Annotated in this window: 18 protein-coding genes; 3 read left to right on the top strand and 15 right to left on the bottom strand. The window is 42.7% G+C overall.

Features of this window, described 5'->3' with window-relative positions; translation table 11 throughout:
• Positions 1-24: 24 nt before the first annotated feature.
• Positions 25-630: an ankyrin repeat domain-containing protein gene (locus ACIPUA_RS13030; RefSeq protein ID WP_048605491.1), complete on the bottom strand. Its 606-nt coding sequence runs from the start codon at positions 628-630 to the stop codon at positions 25-27.
• 631 nt (positions 631-1261) lie between these two features.
• On the opposite strand from ACIPUA_RS13030, the gene ACIPUA_RS13025 reads away from it, so the two are divergent.
• The gene (locus tag ACIPUA_RS13025; protein ID WP_042843373.1) at positions 1262-2194 is read left to right on the top strand and encodes a LysR substrate-binding domain-containing protein; all 933 of its coding nucleotides are present in this window, start codon (positions 1262-1264) and stop codon (positions 2192-2194) included.
• A 3-nt stretch (positions 2195-2197) separates the two neighbouring features.
• Here ACIPUA_RS13025 and ACIPUA_RS13020 read toward each other — a convergent pair whose 3' ends face one another.
• Positions 2198-3055, bottom strand: coding sequence for an alpha/beta hydrolase (locus tag ACIPUA_RS13020; RefSeq protein WP_449059760.1), 858 nt, complete (start codon positions 3053-3055; stop codon positions 2198-2200).
• Between the two features lie 64 nt (positions 3056-3119).
• Complete coding sequence (locus ACIPUA_RS13015) at positions 3120-5174, bottom strand: TonB-dependent receptor domain-containing protein (protein WP_042843375.1); 2055 nt, start codon at positions 5172-5174, stop codon at positions 3120-3122.
• 753 nt (positions 5175-5927) lie between these two features.
• On the opposite strand from ACIPUA_RS13015, the gene emrA reads away from it, so the two are divergent.
• Complete coding sequence (gene emrA, locus ACIPUA_RS13010; protein ID WP_042843376.1) at positions 5928-7100, top strand: multidrug efflux MFS transporter periplasmic adaptor subunit EmrA; 1173 nt, start codon at positions 5928-5930, stop codon at positions 7098-7100.
• A 16-nt stretch (positions 7101-7116) separates the two neighbouring features.
• On the top strand, positions 7117-8640 hold the full coding sequence (locus ACIPUA_RS13005) for a DHA2 family efflux MFS transporter permease subunit (RefSeq protein ID WP_129466924.1): 1524 nt from the start codon (positions 7117-7119) through the stop codon (positions 8638-8640).
• Between the two features lie 55 nt (positions 8641-8695).
• Here ACIPUA_RS13005 and paaY read toward each other — a convergent pair whose 3' ends face one another.
• From paaY to paaB, 12 genes are all read right to left on the bottom strand, one after another.
• Positions 8696-9289 (bottom strand): phenylacetic acid degradation protein PaaY, encoded by a 594-nt coding sequence (gene paaY, locus ACIPUA_RS13000; RefSeq protein WP_042843378.1) that lies wholly within the window; start codon positions 9287-9289, stop codon positions 8696-8698.
• Positions 9290-9310: 21 nt separating this feature from the next.
• Complete coding sequence (paaX, locus tag ACIPUA_RS12995; RefSeq protein ID WP_042843379.1) at positions 9311-10249, bottom strand: phenylacetic acid degradation operon negative regulatory protein PaaX; 939 nt, start codon at positions 10247-10249, stop codon at positions 9311-9313.
• A gap of 153 nt (positions 10250-10402) precedes the next feature.
• Positions 10403-11713 carry a phenylacetate--CoA ligase PaaK gene (gene paaK / locus ACIPUA_RS12990; RefSeq protein WP_042843380.1) on the bottom strand — a complete coding sequence of 437 codons (1311 nt, stop codon included), beginning with the start codon at positions 11711-11713 and terminating at the stop codon, positions 10403-10405.
• Between the two features lie 112 nt (positions 11714-11825).
• Entirely contained in the window at positions 11826-13028 is a 1203-nt protein-coding gene (gene pcaF / locus ACIPUA_RS12985; RefSeq protein WP_042843382.1) for a 3-oxoadipyl-CoA thiolase, read from the bottom strand.
• Positions 13025-13465, bottom strand: coding sequence for a hydroxyphenylacetyl-CoA thioesterase PaaI (gene paaI, locus ACIPUA_RS12980; protein ID WP_042843383.1), 441 nt, complete (start codon positions 13463-13465; stop codon positions 13025-13027). The genes pcaF and paaI overlap by 4 nt, the downstream gene beginning before the upstream one ends.
• Positions 13462-15012, bottom strand: a complete 1551-nt coding sequence (locus ACIPUA_RS12975) for a 3-hydroxyacyl-CoA dehydrogenase (protein ID WP_071547598.1) — start codon at positions 15010-15012, stop codon at positions 13462-13464. The genes paaI and ACIPUA_RS12975 overlap by 4 nt, the downstream gene beginning before the upstream one ends.
• 2 nt (positions 15013-15014) lie before the next feature.
• Entirely contained in the window at positions 15015-15809 is a 795-nt protein-coding gene (gene paaG / locus ACIPUA_RS12970) for a 2-(1,2-epoxy-1,2-dihydrophenyl)acetyl-CoA isomerase PaaG (RefSeq protein WP_042843386.1), read from the bottom strand.
• 2 nt (positions 15810-15811) lie between these two features.
• Positions 15812-16585: a 2,3-dehydroadipyl-CoA hydratase PaaF gene (gene paaF / locus ACIPUA_RS12965; protein WP_048605483.1), complete on the bottom strand. Its 774-nt coding sequence runs from the start codon at positions 16583-16585 to the stop codon at positions 15812-15814.
• 8 nt (positions 16586-16593) lie between these two features.
• Entirely contained in the window at positions 16594-17652 is a 1059-nt protein-coding gene (gene paaE, locus ACIPUA_RS12960; RefSeq protein WP_042843388.1) for a 1,2-phenylacetyl-CoA epoxidase subunit PaaE, read from the bottom strand.
• Positions 17653-17662: 10 nt separating this feature from the next.
• Positions 17663-18172 (bottom strand): 1,2-phenylacetyl-CoA epoxidase subunit PaaD, encoded by a 510-nt coding sequence (gene paaD, locus ACIPUA_RS12955; protein ID WP_042843389.1) that lies wholly within the window; start codon positions 18170-18172, stop codon positions 17663-17665.
• 4 nt (positions 18173-18176) lie between these two features.
• Entirely contained in the window at positions 18177-18935 is a 759-nt protein-coding gene (paaC, locus tag ACIPUA_RS12950) for a 1,2-phenylacetyl-CoA epoxidase subunit PaaC (RefSeq protein ID WP_449059759.1), read from the bottom strand.
• A 10-nt stretch (positions 18936-18945) separates the two neighbouring features.
• Positions 18946-19233, bottom strand: coding sequence for a 1,2-phenylacetyl-CoA epoxidase subunit PaaB (gene paaB, locus ACIPUA_RS12945; RefSeq protein ID WP_004262911.1), 288 nt, complete (start codon positions 19231-19233; stop codon positions 18946-18948).
• Positions 19234-19255: the final 22 nt, after the last annotated feature.

Here is a 19255-nt window from a genome sequence, read left to right as displayed (position 1 = left end):
TGCCTCCTGATCGGGACGGTTCGATTATGCCCCAGCGGCAATCAATAATTCAGCTATTTCGTTATAGCCTTTTTCACGAGCCAACTCTAACGGCTTTTTACCATATTTATCGGTCATATGCGGGTTTGCGCCGTGGTCTAATAGTAATTTGACAATTTGTTGTTGCTTTTCGCCACCATCATTTAAAACGATTGCTTCAAGTAATGGTGTCCAACCGACGAAGTTGGTATGGTTTACATTGATATCAGTTTTTTCGAGTAACTCACGAACAATATCTACATGCCCTTTTTCGCTTGCTGGGGTAATTCCAACGCCACCAAAGCGGGTCAATAAATCTAAATTTGGTTTTGCAGGTAATACAAGGCGCAATAATGTTAAATCATCATTTAAACAGCTTAATAAAAAAGGGTTAAAACAAGTTTGGTCCTGTTTATTAATGTCAGCACCTGCACTAATCAGAAAAGAAACACATTCATAATGTTTATTCAGGCTAGCATTGACGATAGCAGTGCGGCCTTGACGGTTGGTGGTGTTAATATCCACACCTTTTTCAAGGCAATTTTTTAATAATTCTAATTGTCCTTGTTCAGCTGCAGTTAAAAATTCGTGAGCGAGAGTATTGGAGGTCATCATTTTCCCCTTAGGTTGGTTTATTGTTATCACCAACATAGATAAAGACAATTTAAAGATTATTTATGATGTCCAAAGCATAGCAATTGTCATTAATAAAAAGAATCCGTTTAAATTTAATTCATCAATTAAGCACTCGATTATTGAATTCAATTCAACAATAAGCCTTTTTTGTGCGTGTAAGCATTATTTTTCATCGTTTTTTGATGTGTTTTGGGTGTTTTATAGCCAAAATAGTGTGATTTTTTTTGTTAATTAAACAGGCTAATAATGATTTGATCAGTTCTGTGATGGACATCAACTTGAAAGTATTAAATTTGTTAAGATTGTGAATTGTTTGATCATTTTAACATTGAATGTTAATACTTGGTTTGAGTATTTAATTCAATAATATTAAGTATTTTGAATATTAATAGCCACATTTAAAAATGTGCTTTTGTATTTAAAAAAGCTAAATAGAATTAAACCTCTTCTCGTTATGAATAATTCTGTTAAGCTATAAATATATGGTCGAAAAATAGTCTATTATTCAGCCTGTTGAATTTTATTCACAGATAGTCATCATATTTTGAGTGCTAAGAGTTTAAAAAAAACAGTTTGGTTTATTTTTGTTCAATTTGGGAATACAACGATGAACTCAATTTTCACTGAAGAAAATTTACTGACTTACACGACAGCAGCAAAATTTGCCAGTTTTAGTAAGGCGGCAGAGGAGTTAGGGGTGACAACCTCTGCGGTGAGTTACACGATTAAACGTATTGAAACCTATTTGGATGTCGCGTTATTTATTCGTAATACGCGGAATATTGAGCTGACAGAAGCTGGCTATTATTTTTATCGTAAAGCAACTGACCTACTGAATAACTTTCATTTAATTCAAAAAAGTATTTATTCCATTGAGCAGGGGATTGAAGCGCGAGTTCGTATTTGTATTAACCAGTTATTATATACGCCTTACCATACCGCTAAGTTACTGCAAATATTAAAAAAACAGTTTGCTACTTGCCATATTACGGTGACAACCGAAGTGTATAATGGTGTGTGGGATGCGATTATTAATAACCATGCCGATATTGCGATTGGGGCTCCGGGAACACTGATGGATGGCGGGGGGATTGATTACACTGAAATTGGCGCCATCCATTGGCAATTCGCTATCGCTGCCACGCACCCTTTGGCATTAATGCCTGAACCGATTGCTGAAAGCCAGTTGCGTTTGTATCCCAATATTATGGTCGAAGACACCGCGCATACCATTAATAAACGTGTAGGATGGCTGCTTCATGGGCAAGAAGCCATACAAGTTCCTGATTTCAATACTAAATGCCAATGTCAGATATTAGGGGAAGGGATTGGCTTTTTGCCTGATTATATGGTGAAAGAACATGTAAAGACTGGCCGGTTAGTCACTAAAAACATACAAAACCCGCGGCAGGATTCACATATGTTATTAGCGACACAGCACTCAGCGACTGGGCTTGTGACTCAATGGATCCGTAAGGAATTCGCAGAAAAAGGGGTTTTAACAGAATTATACAGTGACTTACTAAAACCCATTAATTAACGGCTATTGGCTAGCAACTTCGAGTGCTTTATCAATAGCATCGGGGATCACCGAACCGTGGGTTTTTCCATCAAATAAGGTAAATTCACAGGTTCTTTGCTGGTTTTGTATTTCCTCACACACTTGGCGAGCGTTGATCCAGCTTTTACGTTCTTGATAATTCTGTATTTGCTCTTGACTGAGCTTAGATAAATCAGGGCTTTCTTCCAATCCTCCTAATGTGACGAAAAGCGGCGCAGCGGCTTGTGGGTGCGTCAGTTTTGCTAAATCGACCATTTCCCCTTTGCCCCACCAAAGAGACGGGCTAGCCGTGATGTAGAATTGAAAATCATTGGGATGCTGCTGATAAGCCATTAAGGTAAATAACCCACCAAATGAATGGCCAAATAGAGTTTGCTTGCTTTTATCAATAGGAAACTGTTGCTCAACCCATGGACGGATTGTGTGAGTTAAAAATTGGTATAGCGCAGGGGAACCGCCACCTTGTTTAAAATCGTCACCTGAAACGGGTGGGGTGTAGTCGAGAGTTCGCCACGCTTTGGGAAATGCTTCGTCGACAGGGTAGCCAAGGCCTATAATAATCGGTAGTTTATCCGCTGGCAGCTTTTCAACTGCGCGATTAACCGCTTTGGGGTATAGGCCATTGCCATCAAGCATGTACAGTACAGGGCGCTTGACCGTGGAGTGATAAGGTACAGCGCTATAGATACGTAATGCGCGGTCACCATATGCCATATCCGTTTGTTGAATATCGTAAAACTGGCTGACTCGCTCATCCATACTAGGGATAGTTTGGCTAGGGCGTGCTAATGCGGAACTTGTCATACACAGTAGTAAGCTGGAAATTAACAGTTTATTCATGGTTTTTTAAGCTAAAGAGGCTACCTCAATTAAGGTAGCCGTCAAAAATTAACAAGATAAGCGCTTAGAAACTGACGTTGACGTTTGCCCAATAACGGCGTCCGTCTTCGACGTCCCAGTTGCCATAATTTTTATCAATCGCAGGGCCTTTTTCATTACCAATATTTAACACAGCAAAATTAAGCTTAGTATTTTTAAACAATTGGTAAGTTGCACCAACATCCATAGTGGTGTAACCGCTACGATAACGCGGGTACTTAGAACCATTACGTTGTGCTGCCCATATTTGTTTGCCTTCATAGCGTGCACGGGTATATAGGCTTAAATCTTCGCTGTACTGCCAGTCCAATTTTGCGTTAGCCATATGTTTTGGCGTTTTATCCAATGCATAGCCCTTGAGTGAAATACCGTTACCTAATTTTTCATCATCACTTTTACGTTCTGAATCCGTATAGGTGTAGTTTAAGCTCAATTTCCAATCTTGGGCAATTGGAATACCTGTTGCAACTTCAACCCCTTTGGTATTGGCTTTACCGACGTTATCGTAAGTGTATAACGTAAGTTTAGGGTGTGCAGGATCAGGTTTGTTCAATGAATAGCTAGTGAGTTTATTTTTAAAATCAGTATTAAACAGCGTTAAGCTGGCATTAAAACCAGATTCATGATCATAAGCAATACTGATTTCTTCGCTGATACTTTTTTCAGGCTTTAGGTCTGGATTACCGTAGATAATGCCGTTACCACCTTGGGTTGAGGTACCATAGCCTTTGCTGATTTCACGTAACGTTGGGGCGCGAAATGCAGATGAAACACCACCTTTGATGGTAATTTCATCCGTTAAATAGTAAACGGCATAACCCCGAGGGTTCCAGTGGTTACCATAAGTTTCATGGTGATCCAAACGCAGCCCTCCGGTGAGGATCAGATCGTCAGTTGCGGTGAATTCATTTTCAACAAACAGAGCCGACTGATCGACCGACATACTGGTTTTTTCCATAATGCCTTTTCCGACTAAAGAACTGTCCTTTAGCTTGGAATATTGATACTGTCCACCGACAGTAAGAATGTTATCTGGCAAGAAAGCGACCACTTTTCCATCAACGACCGTATTAGTAATTTCAGGCACACGAGCTTCATAGCCACCTTCCCAGTAGCCTGTTGTTTTATTGCGATCCTGAGACTTGATTTTACGTTTGGTTTGTTCTTGGTAAACACTCAATTCGGTATGGAAAGTATCCCATTCGCCTTTATAAGTAAGGGCGGCATGGTTGCGATCATTATGCCATTCGTCTTTTGAGTTATATTGTTTATCATCACCACGAATTTCATACTCACCAACTGATTTACCTGGTGTAGAGGTTTTTTCTTGGGTGCTGCGACCTGCTTCAAGTAAGAAGGTTTGGTTTTCTTGTGGAGTGAAGGTTAATTTTGCGGTTAAGCTACGGTTATCGCGCTGATGATGGCCTTCTAAAATTTTATCTTCTTGGCGATAATTACCACCACCATATAACTGCAAGCCTAATTTATCTTGAATTAATGGCCCCGACAGGTAGAAGTTACCGTCAGTCGAATTACCACTATCACTATTTTCTTGGATAATGGTACCTGCGGTGACGCTACCGTGCCACTCATTGGTCACTTTTTTGGTGATGATATTAATCACACCACCCATTGCATCGGAGCCATACAGAGAGGACATTGGTCCGCGGATGACTTCGATACGCTCAATCGCTTCCACAGGTGGCATAAAGCCAGCTTCAAAACCACCGCTACCATTTGGACGCGATTCACGGCTATTTTGGCGACGACCATCCACAAGGATCAACGTATACTCGCCGGGTAAGCCTCGAATATTAATATCTTGTTTATTAGCGGCACCAACTACACTAACACCTTCAACATCTTTTACGGCGTCAGCTAAATCACGTACCGGTTTATTTTGCAATTGTTTTGCGCTGATTACGGTCACACTGGCAGGGGCATCACGTAATTGTTGTGAGTAACCTGAAGCACTGACGACCATGGTATCTGAATTGTTATCTGCTGCTGTAGCATTAAACGTGGCTAATGCCGCACAAACCCCTGCGGCAATAAAAGAGTAGTGATAGTTCGAAGTCATGATTATCCCTGTAAATATAAATGAGAATGATAATTATATTGTTTGCGAATACTATCACTAAAACATATCAAAAATAAATAATTGCCTAGCTAATTTATAGTCAATATTTGATCTCGAATAAGTTTTTTTACTTACTCTTAACTTGTACAGCTCATTGATGTTTCAGCCTTAACATAAAATTAATATTTAACATTGGGTTAGGGAAATTTGTGATAAGTAAATGTACAGTAGACGGAGTGTTTGTGACGAAAAAAGAGAACAATGATTTCACGAGTACCGCAGCAAAGGGTGAGCGCTTTATGGTTCTTGACGGAAGGGAAAAACAGAATATACGAATCTGTAAGGGCAAGAGGATATTACAGAGGCTAAGTCGTGATTAAACGATTATTATTCAATGTAACCACAATATATTTTTACTATTGAGTATTTATCTAATCTAAAAAAGAAGATTAATTATAGGTTAAGTTATTTTATTTGTCGGTGCAATTAACTTTATTTTTATATAAAATAGTTAGTGCAGGTATGTTTATAAAATTAATCAATCTAATTAAGATTAGTTCAATTAGATTGATTTATAGTTTTTAATTAATCTCATATATTATGGGTTGTGTTTTTTATGTTTAAATATCATGATGTTAATTTTTATTTTGGAATGGTTTTAATTTTAATGTACGTGTTGTCTATTGCTTTATTATATATACTCCGTAAATATAGAGTAAAACATAATATTGAATTTGGAATTTGAGACTTATTATGAGCCAATCGCCACAGACAGAAATAAATAATCAAAAAACGACAAATGAAAAGCGCAGAAAAATATGGATGGTTATTGCTACAATTATTATCATTCTATTATTTGTTGCTTATGGTATTTATTGGTTTCTCATTTTACGTTTTCAAGAATATACCGATGATGCTTATGTTTCAGGCCTACAAATCCCCATTGTTGCGCAAACAACAGGGAATGTTACCCAAGTTAATTTCGAAAATACCGACTTAGTTAAAGCTGGGGATGTATTGGTGGTGTTAGACAAAACCAATGCACAACTATCCTACGAACAAGCGAAACATGACCTTGCCACTACTGTGCGCAAAACCAAAGAGTTATATATCAATGGCGATGAATATCAGGCACAAATCCAAAAAAATCGGGTGACACTTGCGCAAGCCCAACAAGACTATCAGCGCAGAGCAGCGTTAGGGCGTAGTGGGACGATCTCAAAAGAAGATTTACAACACTCCCAAGAAGCCGTACAGCTTGCGCAAGCCGCGCTCGATATTTCCATTCAACAATATAATGCAAATCGCGCTTTGTTACGCAACACCGAGTTGAAAAAGCAACCTGCAATTTTACAAGCGGCTGATAGCGTGCGCAGTGCATGGATTAATTTGCAGCGGACAGAAATTAAAAGCCCAATGACAGGGTACGTTTCGCGGCGTAATGTCCAAGTGGGTTCCCAAGTTAGCCCACAAAGCTCATTAATGGCAATTGTCCCTGTTCAGCCAGTGTGGGTAGATGCCAACTTTAAAGAAACCCAGTTAGAGAAAGTGCGTATTGGTCAATCTGCGACTATTAATAGTGACTTTTATGGCGAAGATATTGTGTACAGTGGCACCGTTGTGGGGCTAGACATGGGGACAGGGAGTGCATTTTCTTTATTACCTGCACAAAATGCGACGGGTAACTGGATCAAAGTTGTTCAACGTTTGCCCGTACGTATCGAATTAGACCCTGAACAAGTGGCAAAATACCCACTTCGTATTGGCTTATCAATGAATGTAACTATTGATATTAAAGACCAAAGTGGCCCAGTTTTAGCGGAAGTTCAGCGCACAACACCTGCATTTGAAAGTGATGCGCTGGTCTTAAAACTTAATGATGTTGACCAGATAATCGACACCATTATTACGAATAACGCAGATTAGCCTGAAAGGAGCTATTGTGGCAGATATTCAACCGCTGAAGGGGGCGAAGCTGGTATGGGCAACCATTGCGTTATCCCTTGCGACTTTTATGCAGGTTCTCGACTCAACAATTGCTAACGTCGCTATCCCAACGATTGCCGGTAATCTTGGTGTTTCCGTGTCTCAAGGGACATGGGTCATCACTTCTTTTGGGGTATCGAATGCAATCTCTATCGCTATTTCCGGTTACCTTGCCAAGCGTTTTGGAGAAATACGGGTTTTCTTATGGGCAACCGCACTTTTTACTTTATTTTCATTGCTTTGTGGTTTCTCTGATAGTTTAGGAATGCTGATTCTGTATCGTGTTTTACAAGGTGCGGTTGCTGGGCCGGTTATCCCACTGTCACAAAGCCTGATCATGCGTTGTTATCCACCTAAAATGCAAAATATGGCATTGGCATTTTGGTCAATGACGATTATTTTAGCGCCGGTATTCGGCCCTATTTTTGGTGGCTATATCAGTGATAATTTCCACTGGAGTTGGATCTTTTTCATGAATATACCACTCGGTATTTTTGTGATTATTGTCGGTTCTATCATCTTAAGAGGAATGGAATCAACCATAGTGAAAGTGCCGTTTAATGTGATTGGCTTAGCATTGTTATCGGTAGGTGTAGGCTGTTTACAGGTGTTGTTAGATAAAGGCAAGGAGCTAGGTTGGTTAGCTTCAAATGAAATTGTCATATTAGGCGTGATTTCAGCCATTGCACTGGTGTTCTTAGTGATTTGGGAGCTAACAGATAAAAATCCAATTGTTGAACTATCTCTCTTTAAGTCGCGTAATTTTACGATAGGGACGGTGTCAGTTAGCTTGGCCTATATGGCATATTTTGGGGCGATTGTATTGTTGCCGCAACTTTTACAGGAAGTTTATGGTTATACTGCCACATGGGCTGGGCTTGCTTTAGCACCGATAGGCTTGCTTCCTGTACTTTTTTCGGCACCAGTCGCAAAACTCTCCGATTTCCTCGATATTCGCTGGATAGTCACCTTTAGTTTTGTGTTTTATGCGATTTGCTTTTTTTGGCGGGCGTATACTTTTGAACCGAGCATGGGGTTTTCTGCGGTAGTATGGCCGCAGTTAGTGCAAGGCATGGCCGTAGCTTGTTTCTTTATGCCGTTGACGACATTGACGTTATCAGGGTTACCTCCGGAAAAACTTGCCTCTGCCTCTAGTTTAGCCAACTTTTTCCGTACCTTAGCAGGGTCGATTGGGACTTCAATTACTACGACTATGTGGAGCGATAGAGAAGCCCTTCATCATAGTCAACTGACAGAGCATATTACGGATTACAACCCTGAATCTTTAGATATGTACCAAGGTATGGCCGCTCATGGGCTCAGTACAGAACAAACATCTGGTTTTATTGCGAAGGAAATTACCAACCAAGGGCTGATTATCGCGGCTAATGAAATTTTCTGGTTATGTGGCTGGGTATTTATCGCATTGATTATTACAGTGTGGTTCGCTAAACCCCCATTTGGTAATAAAGCGAAGTGATGTTATCTGGTTTTGGCCCAAAAGAGGGAGCAAATAGGTTTGCTCCTTTTTCATTCTATAGCTGAGATTTGGGAATGATGTTCTCAAAGCTAAGTTTAGGACGGTTGGTTTCAACTTCCTGTAAAGGGGCAACTTCTTTAAAGGTACTTAGGCAGCGGATCACTAAATTTTGGTAATCTTTTGTCCCACTGCTTTTCCAAGCAATTTCTTTGTCTGATAACGCACGTAACACTTTGGCAGGCGTTCCAACAATCAAGCTATTTTCTGGAAATATGGCCTCAGCTTTTACAAAGGCACAGGCGCCCACAATTGAGTTTTCACCAATTACTGCTCCATCCATAATCACGCTATTCATACCGATTAAAGCGTTACGTTTGATATGGCAACCATGCAAAACCGCACCATGACCGATGTGCCCTTCTTCTTCGACGATGGTTTCGTACTGTGGAAACCCATGCATGATGCAATTATCTTGAATATTGGCACCATCTTTAATGATCAAGCGGCCAAAATCACCTCGTAAGCTGGCATTGGGGCCGATATAGACATTTTTGCCAATGATTACGTCACCAATGACAACCGCGGTAGGGTGAACAAAGCTTTCAGTGCTGACAACAGGTGTAATACCATCAATTTGATAAAAAGGCATATAGGCTCCTTTAATATAAGTTTAGGCGGCGATATCTCTTAAAACTCCGCCAAAACGCCGATAGTAGGCGCTCGAAGGTTGAGGAAGTTCCCCTACCGTGGTTTCACATCGTTCTGAAACATATTGTGTTGCGGCTTGGTCAATTCGTTGGTAAATATTGGTACAAAGGTGGCGAGCAATATGGCCCTCCCATTGTGCTGGAAGCAGTTCATCAGGCAACAAAGGGTCTTTTAGTGTGACTCGGCGATAGAAGTGAATTAACAACAAACGTAATTGGAAGCAATGTTCTGGGGATATTTGTGGCTCAGTATTCTCTTTAAGGAGTAGTGCCAAGGGCCTAAATAATGAAATAAATTGGTGGTAATGCTCTGATATTTCTTGCAAAGACCAAGCTTGTGATACTAACTCTTTCAAGTTTTTTTCTGAACGGCTATAAGGGTAATCTGCATGAAAATAGATGGCGTGCTCAGTGGCATTGAGCTCATTTAATAGAGAAGGAACATCAGCTTGTGCGCAGCTAGGTGCTGCCATGAGAGAGGTATTAAATTGGCCAAACCCTAGCCAGCTAAGTTCTTTTTTTAGCCTGGTTTTTTCATCTTTATCAGCCGCTTCCAATAATAGTAGTTCCCATTTCCCATCCCAATCAGGTTGTTCAGCAAGGTAGATTTTACTTTCTGCTCGGCGGAATCGGCTTTGCCCGCGTTCAGAAATGCGGTAGTAGCTACGGCGACCAATTTTCTCAACATCTAGCCAGCCTTCTTTTTGTAAACGAAACACAGAAGTGCGAACAAAGCGATCGCTAAACCCCATCGGCTCTAATAGTTTGGTTAAACTGCCTAACCACACCTCGCCTCCGCGGTGATGTAAAGCATCACCGTAGAGTGAGCTAATCAGAGAGGTCCCGCTAATGGGCTGGCTTTCTATGGCATGTTGTATAAATTGGCTGAGTTTATTATCCATTTATATTTCATCTATAAAATTTATGTATCAGAAGGCTTACTGAATAGTAGACATAAATTTAAAAGTTGTCTTCCATTACCTTTAATTAGTGCTATTTTTTTGGCATTAAGGCATACCAAATAAGCTAACTTCAATATGCCTTAATGAGTTGAATTAAATCGCAATTCGAGTATCAATAACACGCTCCGCTTTACCTTGGGAGCGGGGGATATCACCGCAATTGACAATACTGATCCGGGTGCTAATCCCTACCATCGATTTGATACGATGTTTTAAATGATGGCAAATATTGCAGCGCTCATCATAGGTAAGTTGCTCAGGGTGCTTGAGCTCCACGCGGACTGACAAATTATCCATATTACCTTGGCGACCAATTTCTAATTGGTAATGTGGAGATAGCTCTTTGAATTGCATAATTTGTTCTTCAATTTGGGAAGGGAAGACATTTACGCCACGTATAATCATCATATCGTCAGAGCGACCAGTAATTTTACCAATACGGCGCATATTACGATTTACCCCGCTCATTAAGTGAGTCAGGTCACGAGTCCTATAGCGAATAACAGGCATAGCCTCTTTTGTCAGGGTAGTAAACACTAACTCACCATGTTCACCATCCCCCAGTGTTTTAAGTGTATCAGGGGAAATGATTTCTGGGTAAAAATGGTCTTCCCAGATGGTTGGGCCGCTAGCGCCTGCGTCAGCACACTCCATAGCTACGCCTGGCCCCATGACCTCTGATAAACCATAAATATCTAATGCTTTGATCCCAAGGCGAGTTTCAATTTCTGAGCGTAGTGATTCAGTCCAAGGTTCCGCACCAAATACACCTAATCTAAGTGAGCACTTACTAGCATCTCCACCCATGATTTTTTCAAGCTCATCGATGATACTTAAGCAATACGATGGGGTTACCATAATGACATCAGGCTTAAAATCGGCGATTAGTTGCGCTTGCTTTTCTGTTTGGCCACCAGACATTGGGATCACCGCAGCACCAAGGCGCTCTGCACCATAGTGAGCACCTAGACCACCGGTAAATAAACCATAACCATAGGCGACATGAACTTTATCACCGCGAACAGTCCCCGCTGAGCGTAGGCTACGGGCAATTAAATCAGCCCAATTATCGATATCCCGTTGGGTATAGCCAACAACTGTCGGGCGGCCTGTCGTGCCAGAGGATGCATGAATACGAATAATTTGGTCCATTGGCACTGCGAAAGTACTAAATGGGTAGTTTTCACGTAAATCTTGCTTTGTTGTATAAGGGAATTTTTCGATATCACTAAGTTGTTTAAAGTCGTCAGGATGTACCCCTGCATCGTCGAATTTCTTACGGTACATAGGCACATTTTCATATGCGTGAGTGAGTGTCCACTTCATCCGAGAATACTGTAATGACTCGATTTCATCGCGTGAGGCAAATTCGATTGGGTCGATGTTGTCTTGTATCATGCTCATAATTGCCAGTCCTCATAATTATTATATTTACCAGTTCACATTGATGTTGTTTCTGGTTTTAGCCTGAGCAGGTGTAGGGTTCAGGCTGTTTTTATTGGTATTAAGACGTTGTTTAGACTCGTTCAATAACCATAGCTATCCCTTGACCAACACCAATGCACATGGTGCACAACCCGTAGCGACCTTGTTTGCGATGGAGTTCGTTGACAGCGGCAATGGCCAGCCTTGCACCACTCATACCTAATGGGTGACCCAAGGATATCGCCCCACCGTTGGGGTTAACATGTGGGGCATCGTCAGGTAAACCTAACCCCCTTAAGACAGCCAGTGCTTGTGCTGCAAAGGCTTCGTTTAATTCAATAACATCCATTTGCTCTATACTTAGACCGGCAACCTCTAGGGCTTTTAATGCAGCAGGAAGTGGGCCAATTCCCATCAACCTTGGTTCAACACCACAAGTCGCCGTCGCGATAACGCGTGCTCGTGGGGTAAGCCCTTGCTGCTTAGCAATGCTTTCGGATGCAATGATTAATGCAGCAGCACCATCATTGACCCCTGAAGCATTACCCGCGGTGACCGTTCCGTTTTCACGAAAAGGGGTTTTTAGTTTTTGTAGTTGTTCAAAAGTTGTTTCCGCACGAGGGTGCTCGTCTTCAGTGACAAGTAACTCATTTTTGCGTTGTTTAACGGTGACAGGGGTTATTTCTTGCGCAAAAAAACCTTTGATTCTTGCGGCTTCAGTACGTTGTTGGCTGCGCAGGGCGAAAGCATCTTGGTCCTCACGGCTGATCTGATATGTTTCAGCAACGTTTTCAGCTGTTTCTGGCATAGAGTCAGTTGAAAACTGTTGTTCCATTAACGGGTTAATAAACCGCCAGCCAATTGTCGTATCAAAGACTTGAGCTTGTCGTGAGAAAGCCGATTCGTGTTTTCCCATTACGAAAGGGGCGCGGCTCATTGACTCTACGCCACCTGCAATCATCAAACCAGACTCTCCCGCTTTGATACTTCTTGCCGCAAACGCAATAGCATCAAGGCCTGAACCACATAATCGGTTAATGGTGGTACCGGAAACAGAAACTGGTAAGCCCGACAGTAAACTGGCCATACGCGCGACATTGCGGTTATCTTCCCCTGCTTGGTTTGCGCAACCTAAAATAATGTCATCGACTAGTGACCAATCTAGCTGTGGGTGCCGCGCCATTAATGCTTTGAGAGGCACAGTGGCGAGGTCATCGGGGCGTAATGATGCAAGCGCACCACCATAGCGGCCAATAGGTGTGCGAACACCGTCGCAAATATAGGCGTCAATCATGATGGTTCTCCTACTAGACGGTGCCCCAGCCGATGTGAACGACCATGAAATAAGGCTAATGTTTTGCCGTCTTGGTTGACTATTTCAACTTCATATAGGCCATTTTGTTTACCTTGATGTTTCATTTGCGCTATTGCAGTGAGTAAATCACCTTCAAAACCGGGGCGAATGAAATCGATAGAGCACATAGAGGCAACAGCAGCGTGCCCTTGGCTGTTGCAGGCATAGGCGAAGGCGGTATCTGCAAGGCTAAAGAGTTGCCCCCCGTGACAGGTTTTATGGCCATTTAGCATTTGTGCTGTAATCGGCATTTTTAGTTGCGCAAAACCTTCCTCTACTTTTTCAATAGACATGCCCATAGCTTTTGCGCATGCATCATCTTTGTACATCATGTGGGCTGATTGTTGAGCAAGGGTAACATTTGGTACGGAAATCATAGCAACTCCTTGAAAGATAAAGATTGATGGCCTACAGCTAACTGCCTTAATAATGGGTTGGGCCGATAGCGGCTATCCCCATAAAACTGTGTTAAGTGCTCAAGTACTGTTAATACTCGTTGCCAGCCAAGTTGCGCTCCCCAAGCTAAAGGGCCTTTGGGGTAATTCACACCAAAACGCATGGCGTTATCTGTATCCAGTGTGGTTGCTATCCCTTTATTGACGACATCCAGCGCTTCATTACATAACATCGCAACAGTTCTCATTGCTAAGAGTGCAGGGTAGTCAGGTAGTACAATCACGTTTTTCCCAAGCGATTGAAAAAATGCAATTGCTTGCTGGTTTTGTTGCACGTTATTTTGTGCAGCACAGCTGAGAGTGACTGCCGTTGCGGCAAGGTAATTAGCAGATAAATCAAATTGCACGACAGCTTGCCCCAACTTTTGCGCATGAGATGATGTTGATTCACCATTTGTTAACATAATAATAACGTCATTAACAATGAGTGTTGGGGATTGTTCTTGCTGTTGTGTTGATCCTTCGAGTGAGATCCCACTTTCAGATAAAAGCTGCACAAATTCAGGAAATATTTGCCAATTCCCACATACTTTGACCTGTTGTGGTTGGTCAAGAAGGGCTTTTGCTGCAAATAATGGCTTAGGTTGCGGTTTGTTATCATCGTAATGATAGAAACCTTGTTTTGATTTACGACCGAAATGCCCTGCCTGAACTAATTCTAACTGCATTAATGAGGTTTGAAATCGTGGGTCATAGCCGAAGGCTTTAAACACCGATTCAGTCACCGCATAGTTGATGTCATGGCCGATTAAGTCAGTAAGTTGTAATGGCCCCATGGCAAATCCACCTGCATCGCGTATTGCGCAATCTAACGTTGCGGGGCTGCCAATTTGCTCTTCAAGGGCTCGTAATGTTTCTGCGTAAAATGGTCTTGCCACTCGGTTAACAATAAAACCAGGGGTAGAACGGCAAATAACAGGGACTTTACCGAATGACTGGGTCAATATTTTTAATTGTGAAATAACGTGGTCTGATGTTTCTAACCCACGAACTACTTCGACTAACTTCATCACGGGGGCGGGGTTAAAAAAATGCAGCCCAGCAAGGCGTTCAGGGTGCTTTAATTGACTGGCAATGGCAGTAATTGAGAGCGATGAGGTATTACTTGCAAATATAGTTTTTTCGCTACAAATAGCTTCTAAATCGTTAAAAATAGCTTGTTTTATCTCTAATTTTTCTGCGATAGCTTCAATGACCAGTTGCGCATTCGCTAATTGAGATAAATTTTGCACCACAGTAATGTTTTCGATGATGCTTTCTGTCGCTTTGGCTTCAGCTTTCCCTTGGGTAACCCGTTTGCGTAAACGTTGGGTCATTGCTGATATTGATTGGGTTAATACCTGTTGATTAACATCAAACAGTAAAACAGTTAAGCCTGCTGTAGCTGCCACTTGCGCAATACCAATGCCCATGGTGCCTGCGCCAATTACGGCTACAGTCTGGATGCGAGTATTCAAAGGTAAAGTCATGGTTATCTCCCTTTGAATTGCGGTTCGCGTTTATTTAAAAAGGCACTAACCCCTTCGCGGTAGTCTTCACTACGCCCCCCTAAGCGTTGTAAATCACGCTCAAGGTCAAGTTGTTCATCAAGGGTATTGGTTGCCGCGGCGTAAATCGCTTTTTTGATTAACCCTAAACCGTAAGTCGGTTGAGTAGCTAAATGCATAGCCAACTGGTTTACGGTATCGGATAGCTCTTCGTTTTCCGTGACTTGCCAAATCATTCCCCACTGCAAGGCTTGCTCTGCACTAATTTTATCGCCTAATAATGCCATTCCCATGGCTCTTGCATGGCCTGCAAGTTGGGGCAAAAACCAGCTTCCACCAGAATCGGGAACTAGCCCCAAGCGGCAGAATGATTGAATAAAACTCGCACTTTTTGCTGCAATTACGATATCCCCTGCAAGGGCAATGGCAGCGCCTGCACCCGCAGCAACACCGTTAACGGCGCAGATGATTGGTTTTGGCAAAGAGGTTAAACGGCGGATTAACGGGTTATAGTAGGTTTCAACGGAGAAACCAAGGTCAGGCGTTTCGTTACCTACGCTGACGTTCCGGTCGTTAAGGTCTTGACCAGCACAAAACCCTCTACCAGCTCCGGTGATCACTAAACAGCGTATCGTTTCATCTCGTTCCGCAAGCTTGATAGCATCACTAAGCTGACGATGCATTTCATCGTTAAAGCTATTAAGTCGATCGGGGCGGTTTAATGTAATAGTGAGGACCCCATTCTCTTGCGTTGCGAGGATCATCGCTTGGTTTGTCATAATTATTTCCCTGTAAACTGAGGTTTTCGTTTTTCAAAGAATGCATCGATCCCTTCGCGTCGATCTTCGGTGCCGGCTAAGGCGACAAAGTACTGACGCTCAAGTTGTAAACCTTCAGCCAAATGATTTTCTTGGGAATGAATTAGCGAAGCTTTTGCCGCCCGAACCGCTAAAGGTGCATGTATTGCAATGCGTTGCGCAATTTTCTGAGCTCGTTCAACAACTAATTCATCCACACAAATTTCGCTAATTAGCCCTGCCTGAAGAGCGTGTTTTGCATTGATAGGCTCCCCTGTGAGTACCATTTGCATGGCAAGAGACTTACCAACGGAGCGGATCAGCCGTTGTGTCCCTCCCGCACCGGGTATTAGACCGAGTGTTATTTCAGGCAAGCCGAAACGTGCGGACTCCCCCGCAATAATGATGTCGCTAGCAAGCAGTAGTTCAAACCCAGCGCCTAAGGCGTAACCATTAGCAGCGGTAATGATAGGTTTTGATATCATTGAGAGCCGCTGCCATACTTGGGGTCGTCTATCAGTGATAGCGTTAGCAACGGTTTGTTGCTGTAATTCTTTAAGATCAGCGCCAGCAGCAAAAAAACGTGAATTCCCAGTGATAACGATCGCGCCAATCTCATCATTGGCTGCTGCTTGCTCTAAGTTTTGCACTAAGAGTTCTAAACAATCGGTACTTAATGCATTGCGTACTTCTGGCCGATTGAGTGTCAGTGTCAGTACCCGGTTGTTTTGGTGAGATAAAATCCAAGGGTTTTCCATTGTGGCTCCTACACATCAAAATCCAGAACGACGCCATCTCCTTTAGGCCAAGACTGGCAGCTAAGAATATAACCATCAGAAATTTGGTCGGGCTCTAAGCTATAATTGACGCCCATTTCGACTTCTCCTGCACGCAATTTACATTTACAAGTTGCGCAAACCCCACCTTTACAGGCATAGGGCAAGTCGGCTCCTTGGCGTAAAGCGGCATCAAGAATGCTGTCATCTTGGCTATCCATACTGATGTTCATTGTGCGACCATCAAGGTGGATACTGACTTGACGAGTTTCGGTGGCGAGGGCGGAGGTCGGCTTGAATTTGATACCGGATGTATTAAAGCGCTCGGTATGAACAAACTCTTTTGGCATACCATAATTGATTAATGTGTCGTGTACTTCATCCATCATACTTTCTGGACCACAAATAAAAGCGCGGTCAAATTGTTGAAAATTCAATAACGTTTTACCTAATGCATTGAGCTGCTGTTGGCTGATGCGTCCACTTAATAACTCGCTATCTTGTTGCTCTTGGCTAAATAGGTAAAGCACTTGAAAACGCTGTGCAAACCGGTTTTTGAGGTCTGCAATGCTTTCTTTAAACATCACCGAACGGCTATTGCGGTTACCATAAATCAACACAAAGTGACTTTTGGTTTCCGTCTGTAATGTGGCTTTAATAATCGAAAGTAGGGGGGTGATCCCTGAACCGGCAGCGATAGCAAGATAGTGCGCCTGAGTATTCGGCTCAGGTTGATAGCCAAATTGCCCTTGAGGGATCATCACCTCAAGGCTATCACCGACAGTTAGATGTTGGTTGATAAAATTGGAAAACCGACCTTCGTAGATCGCTTTAACGCCAATTTTCAGTGTGTTTTCATCGGGTGAGCTACAAATAGAATAACAACGGCGTAAATTTTCCCCCTGAATGGAGGCTTTTAAAGTCAGGTGTTGCCCTGGTCGATAATGATATTGCTCGCGTAACGCATCAGGAACACTGAATGTCACTGCGACAGCATCAGGGGTGTCACGTTCAATAGCGGCAATATTTAAACGATGGAATACAGTCATGAGGGTGCCCCTAAATACATTTAAAGTAATCAAACGGTTCTAAACATTCAGTGCAGCGATACAATGCTTTGCAGGCTGTTGAACCAAACTCACTAATTTTTTCTGTTTGTTGGCTATCACAGCGTGGACAACAGACAGCACCTTTGTGTTCAGGGTGTTCACAGGATGTTCCTTGCGGGGGTGCGATACCGAATTCCCGTAAGCGCCTTTTGGCGTCTTGGTTCATCCAGTCAGTTGTCCAAGCTGGGGTCAGCATCACTTCAATATCGATATTTTGGAACCCTGCTTTACCAAGAACCGTTTTGATTTCATTGATTAAAAATTCAGTTGCTGGGCAACCAGAATAGGTAGGTGTAAAAATAACTTTCCACCCTTGTTTGTTAGGTACCACATTGCGGATCATGCCAAGATCAGTAATAGAGAGTGCTGGCAGCTCAGGATCAGGAATTTGCTGAAGCTGTTGCCAGATCACATGAACTTGGGGGGATTGAAGCTGGTTAGGTTGCAGTCTCTGTTCCATCACGTCACCACTGGCTATTTGGGTAAGCACATTGCATAAATTGCAGCTGTGTTAATAACAGGCCTAAGTGTTCAGTGTGGCTACCTTGCTTACCACCGATGCGATAGGCCTCTTTTTCAGGTATGTTGAGTGTCGCCTCGGCAAATGTTTCATTGACCGTATTTAGCCAAGTTTCTTTTAGGCTGCGTGGGTCAACGGCTATGCCCACCTCGCTGAGTGCAACTTCAATAGCGTCTGCATGGAAGAGTTCACCGGTAAAGCGCCATAATTCATCAACGGAGCGCTGAATTCTCCTGTGACTCTCTTCGCTACCATCCCCTAAGCGGATCATCCAATTACGGCTAAAACGTAAATGATAAAGGGCTTCTTTTAAGGATTTTTCAGCTATCGCTGAGAGTTGTTTATCGTGGCTATGAATCAGTGATTCATATAATGGAACGTGATAAGCATCTATAAAGAATTGGCGCACTAGGGTATCGGCAAAGTCATTATTCGGTTGTTCGACGAGTAATAGGTTGCTAAATTCCCTTTCATCACGCAAAAAAGCGAGGGTGTCCTCATCATATCCGGCCCCTTTTAATTGCGCTGCATAACTTAAAAAATGACGAGCTTGCCCCAATAAGTCTAAGCCGATATTAGACAGTGCAAGGTCAATTTCAATTTCAGGGGCATGGCCACACCATTCGCATAGGCGCTGTGCAAGAATTAATGGGGTATCACCGAGCCTTAATGTGTAGTGGTGGAGCTGTTGTTGTTGATCCATCGTAAGCTCCTTACATGTTTTTGATACCATCAGGGATGGTATAGAAAGTTGGGTGGCGATAGACTTTGGTATCTGCAGGGTCAAAAAATGTGCTCTTGTCTTCGGGCTGTGAGGCGATTAAATGTGCAGCTTTTACCACCCAAATCGAACAGCCCTCGCTGCGCCTTGTGTAGGCGTCGCGGGCATTTTCCAGCGCCATTTGGTCATCGGCCGCGTGTAAGCTACCAACGTGGCGATGAGCAAGCCCTTGTTTGCTACGGACAAAAACTTCATACAGTGGCCAATCTTGATTGCTCATGGGGTTTTCCTTTTCAGTAAGT

It is taken from the genome of Providencia sp. AGC89, from assembly GCF_053543535.1.
This window is presented reverse-complemented; position numbering and strand designations above follow the sequence as displayed.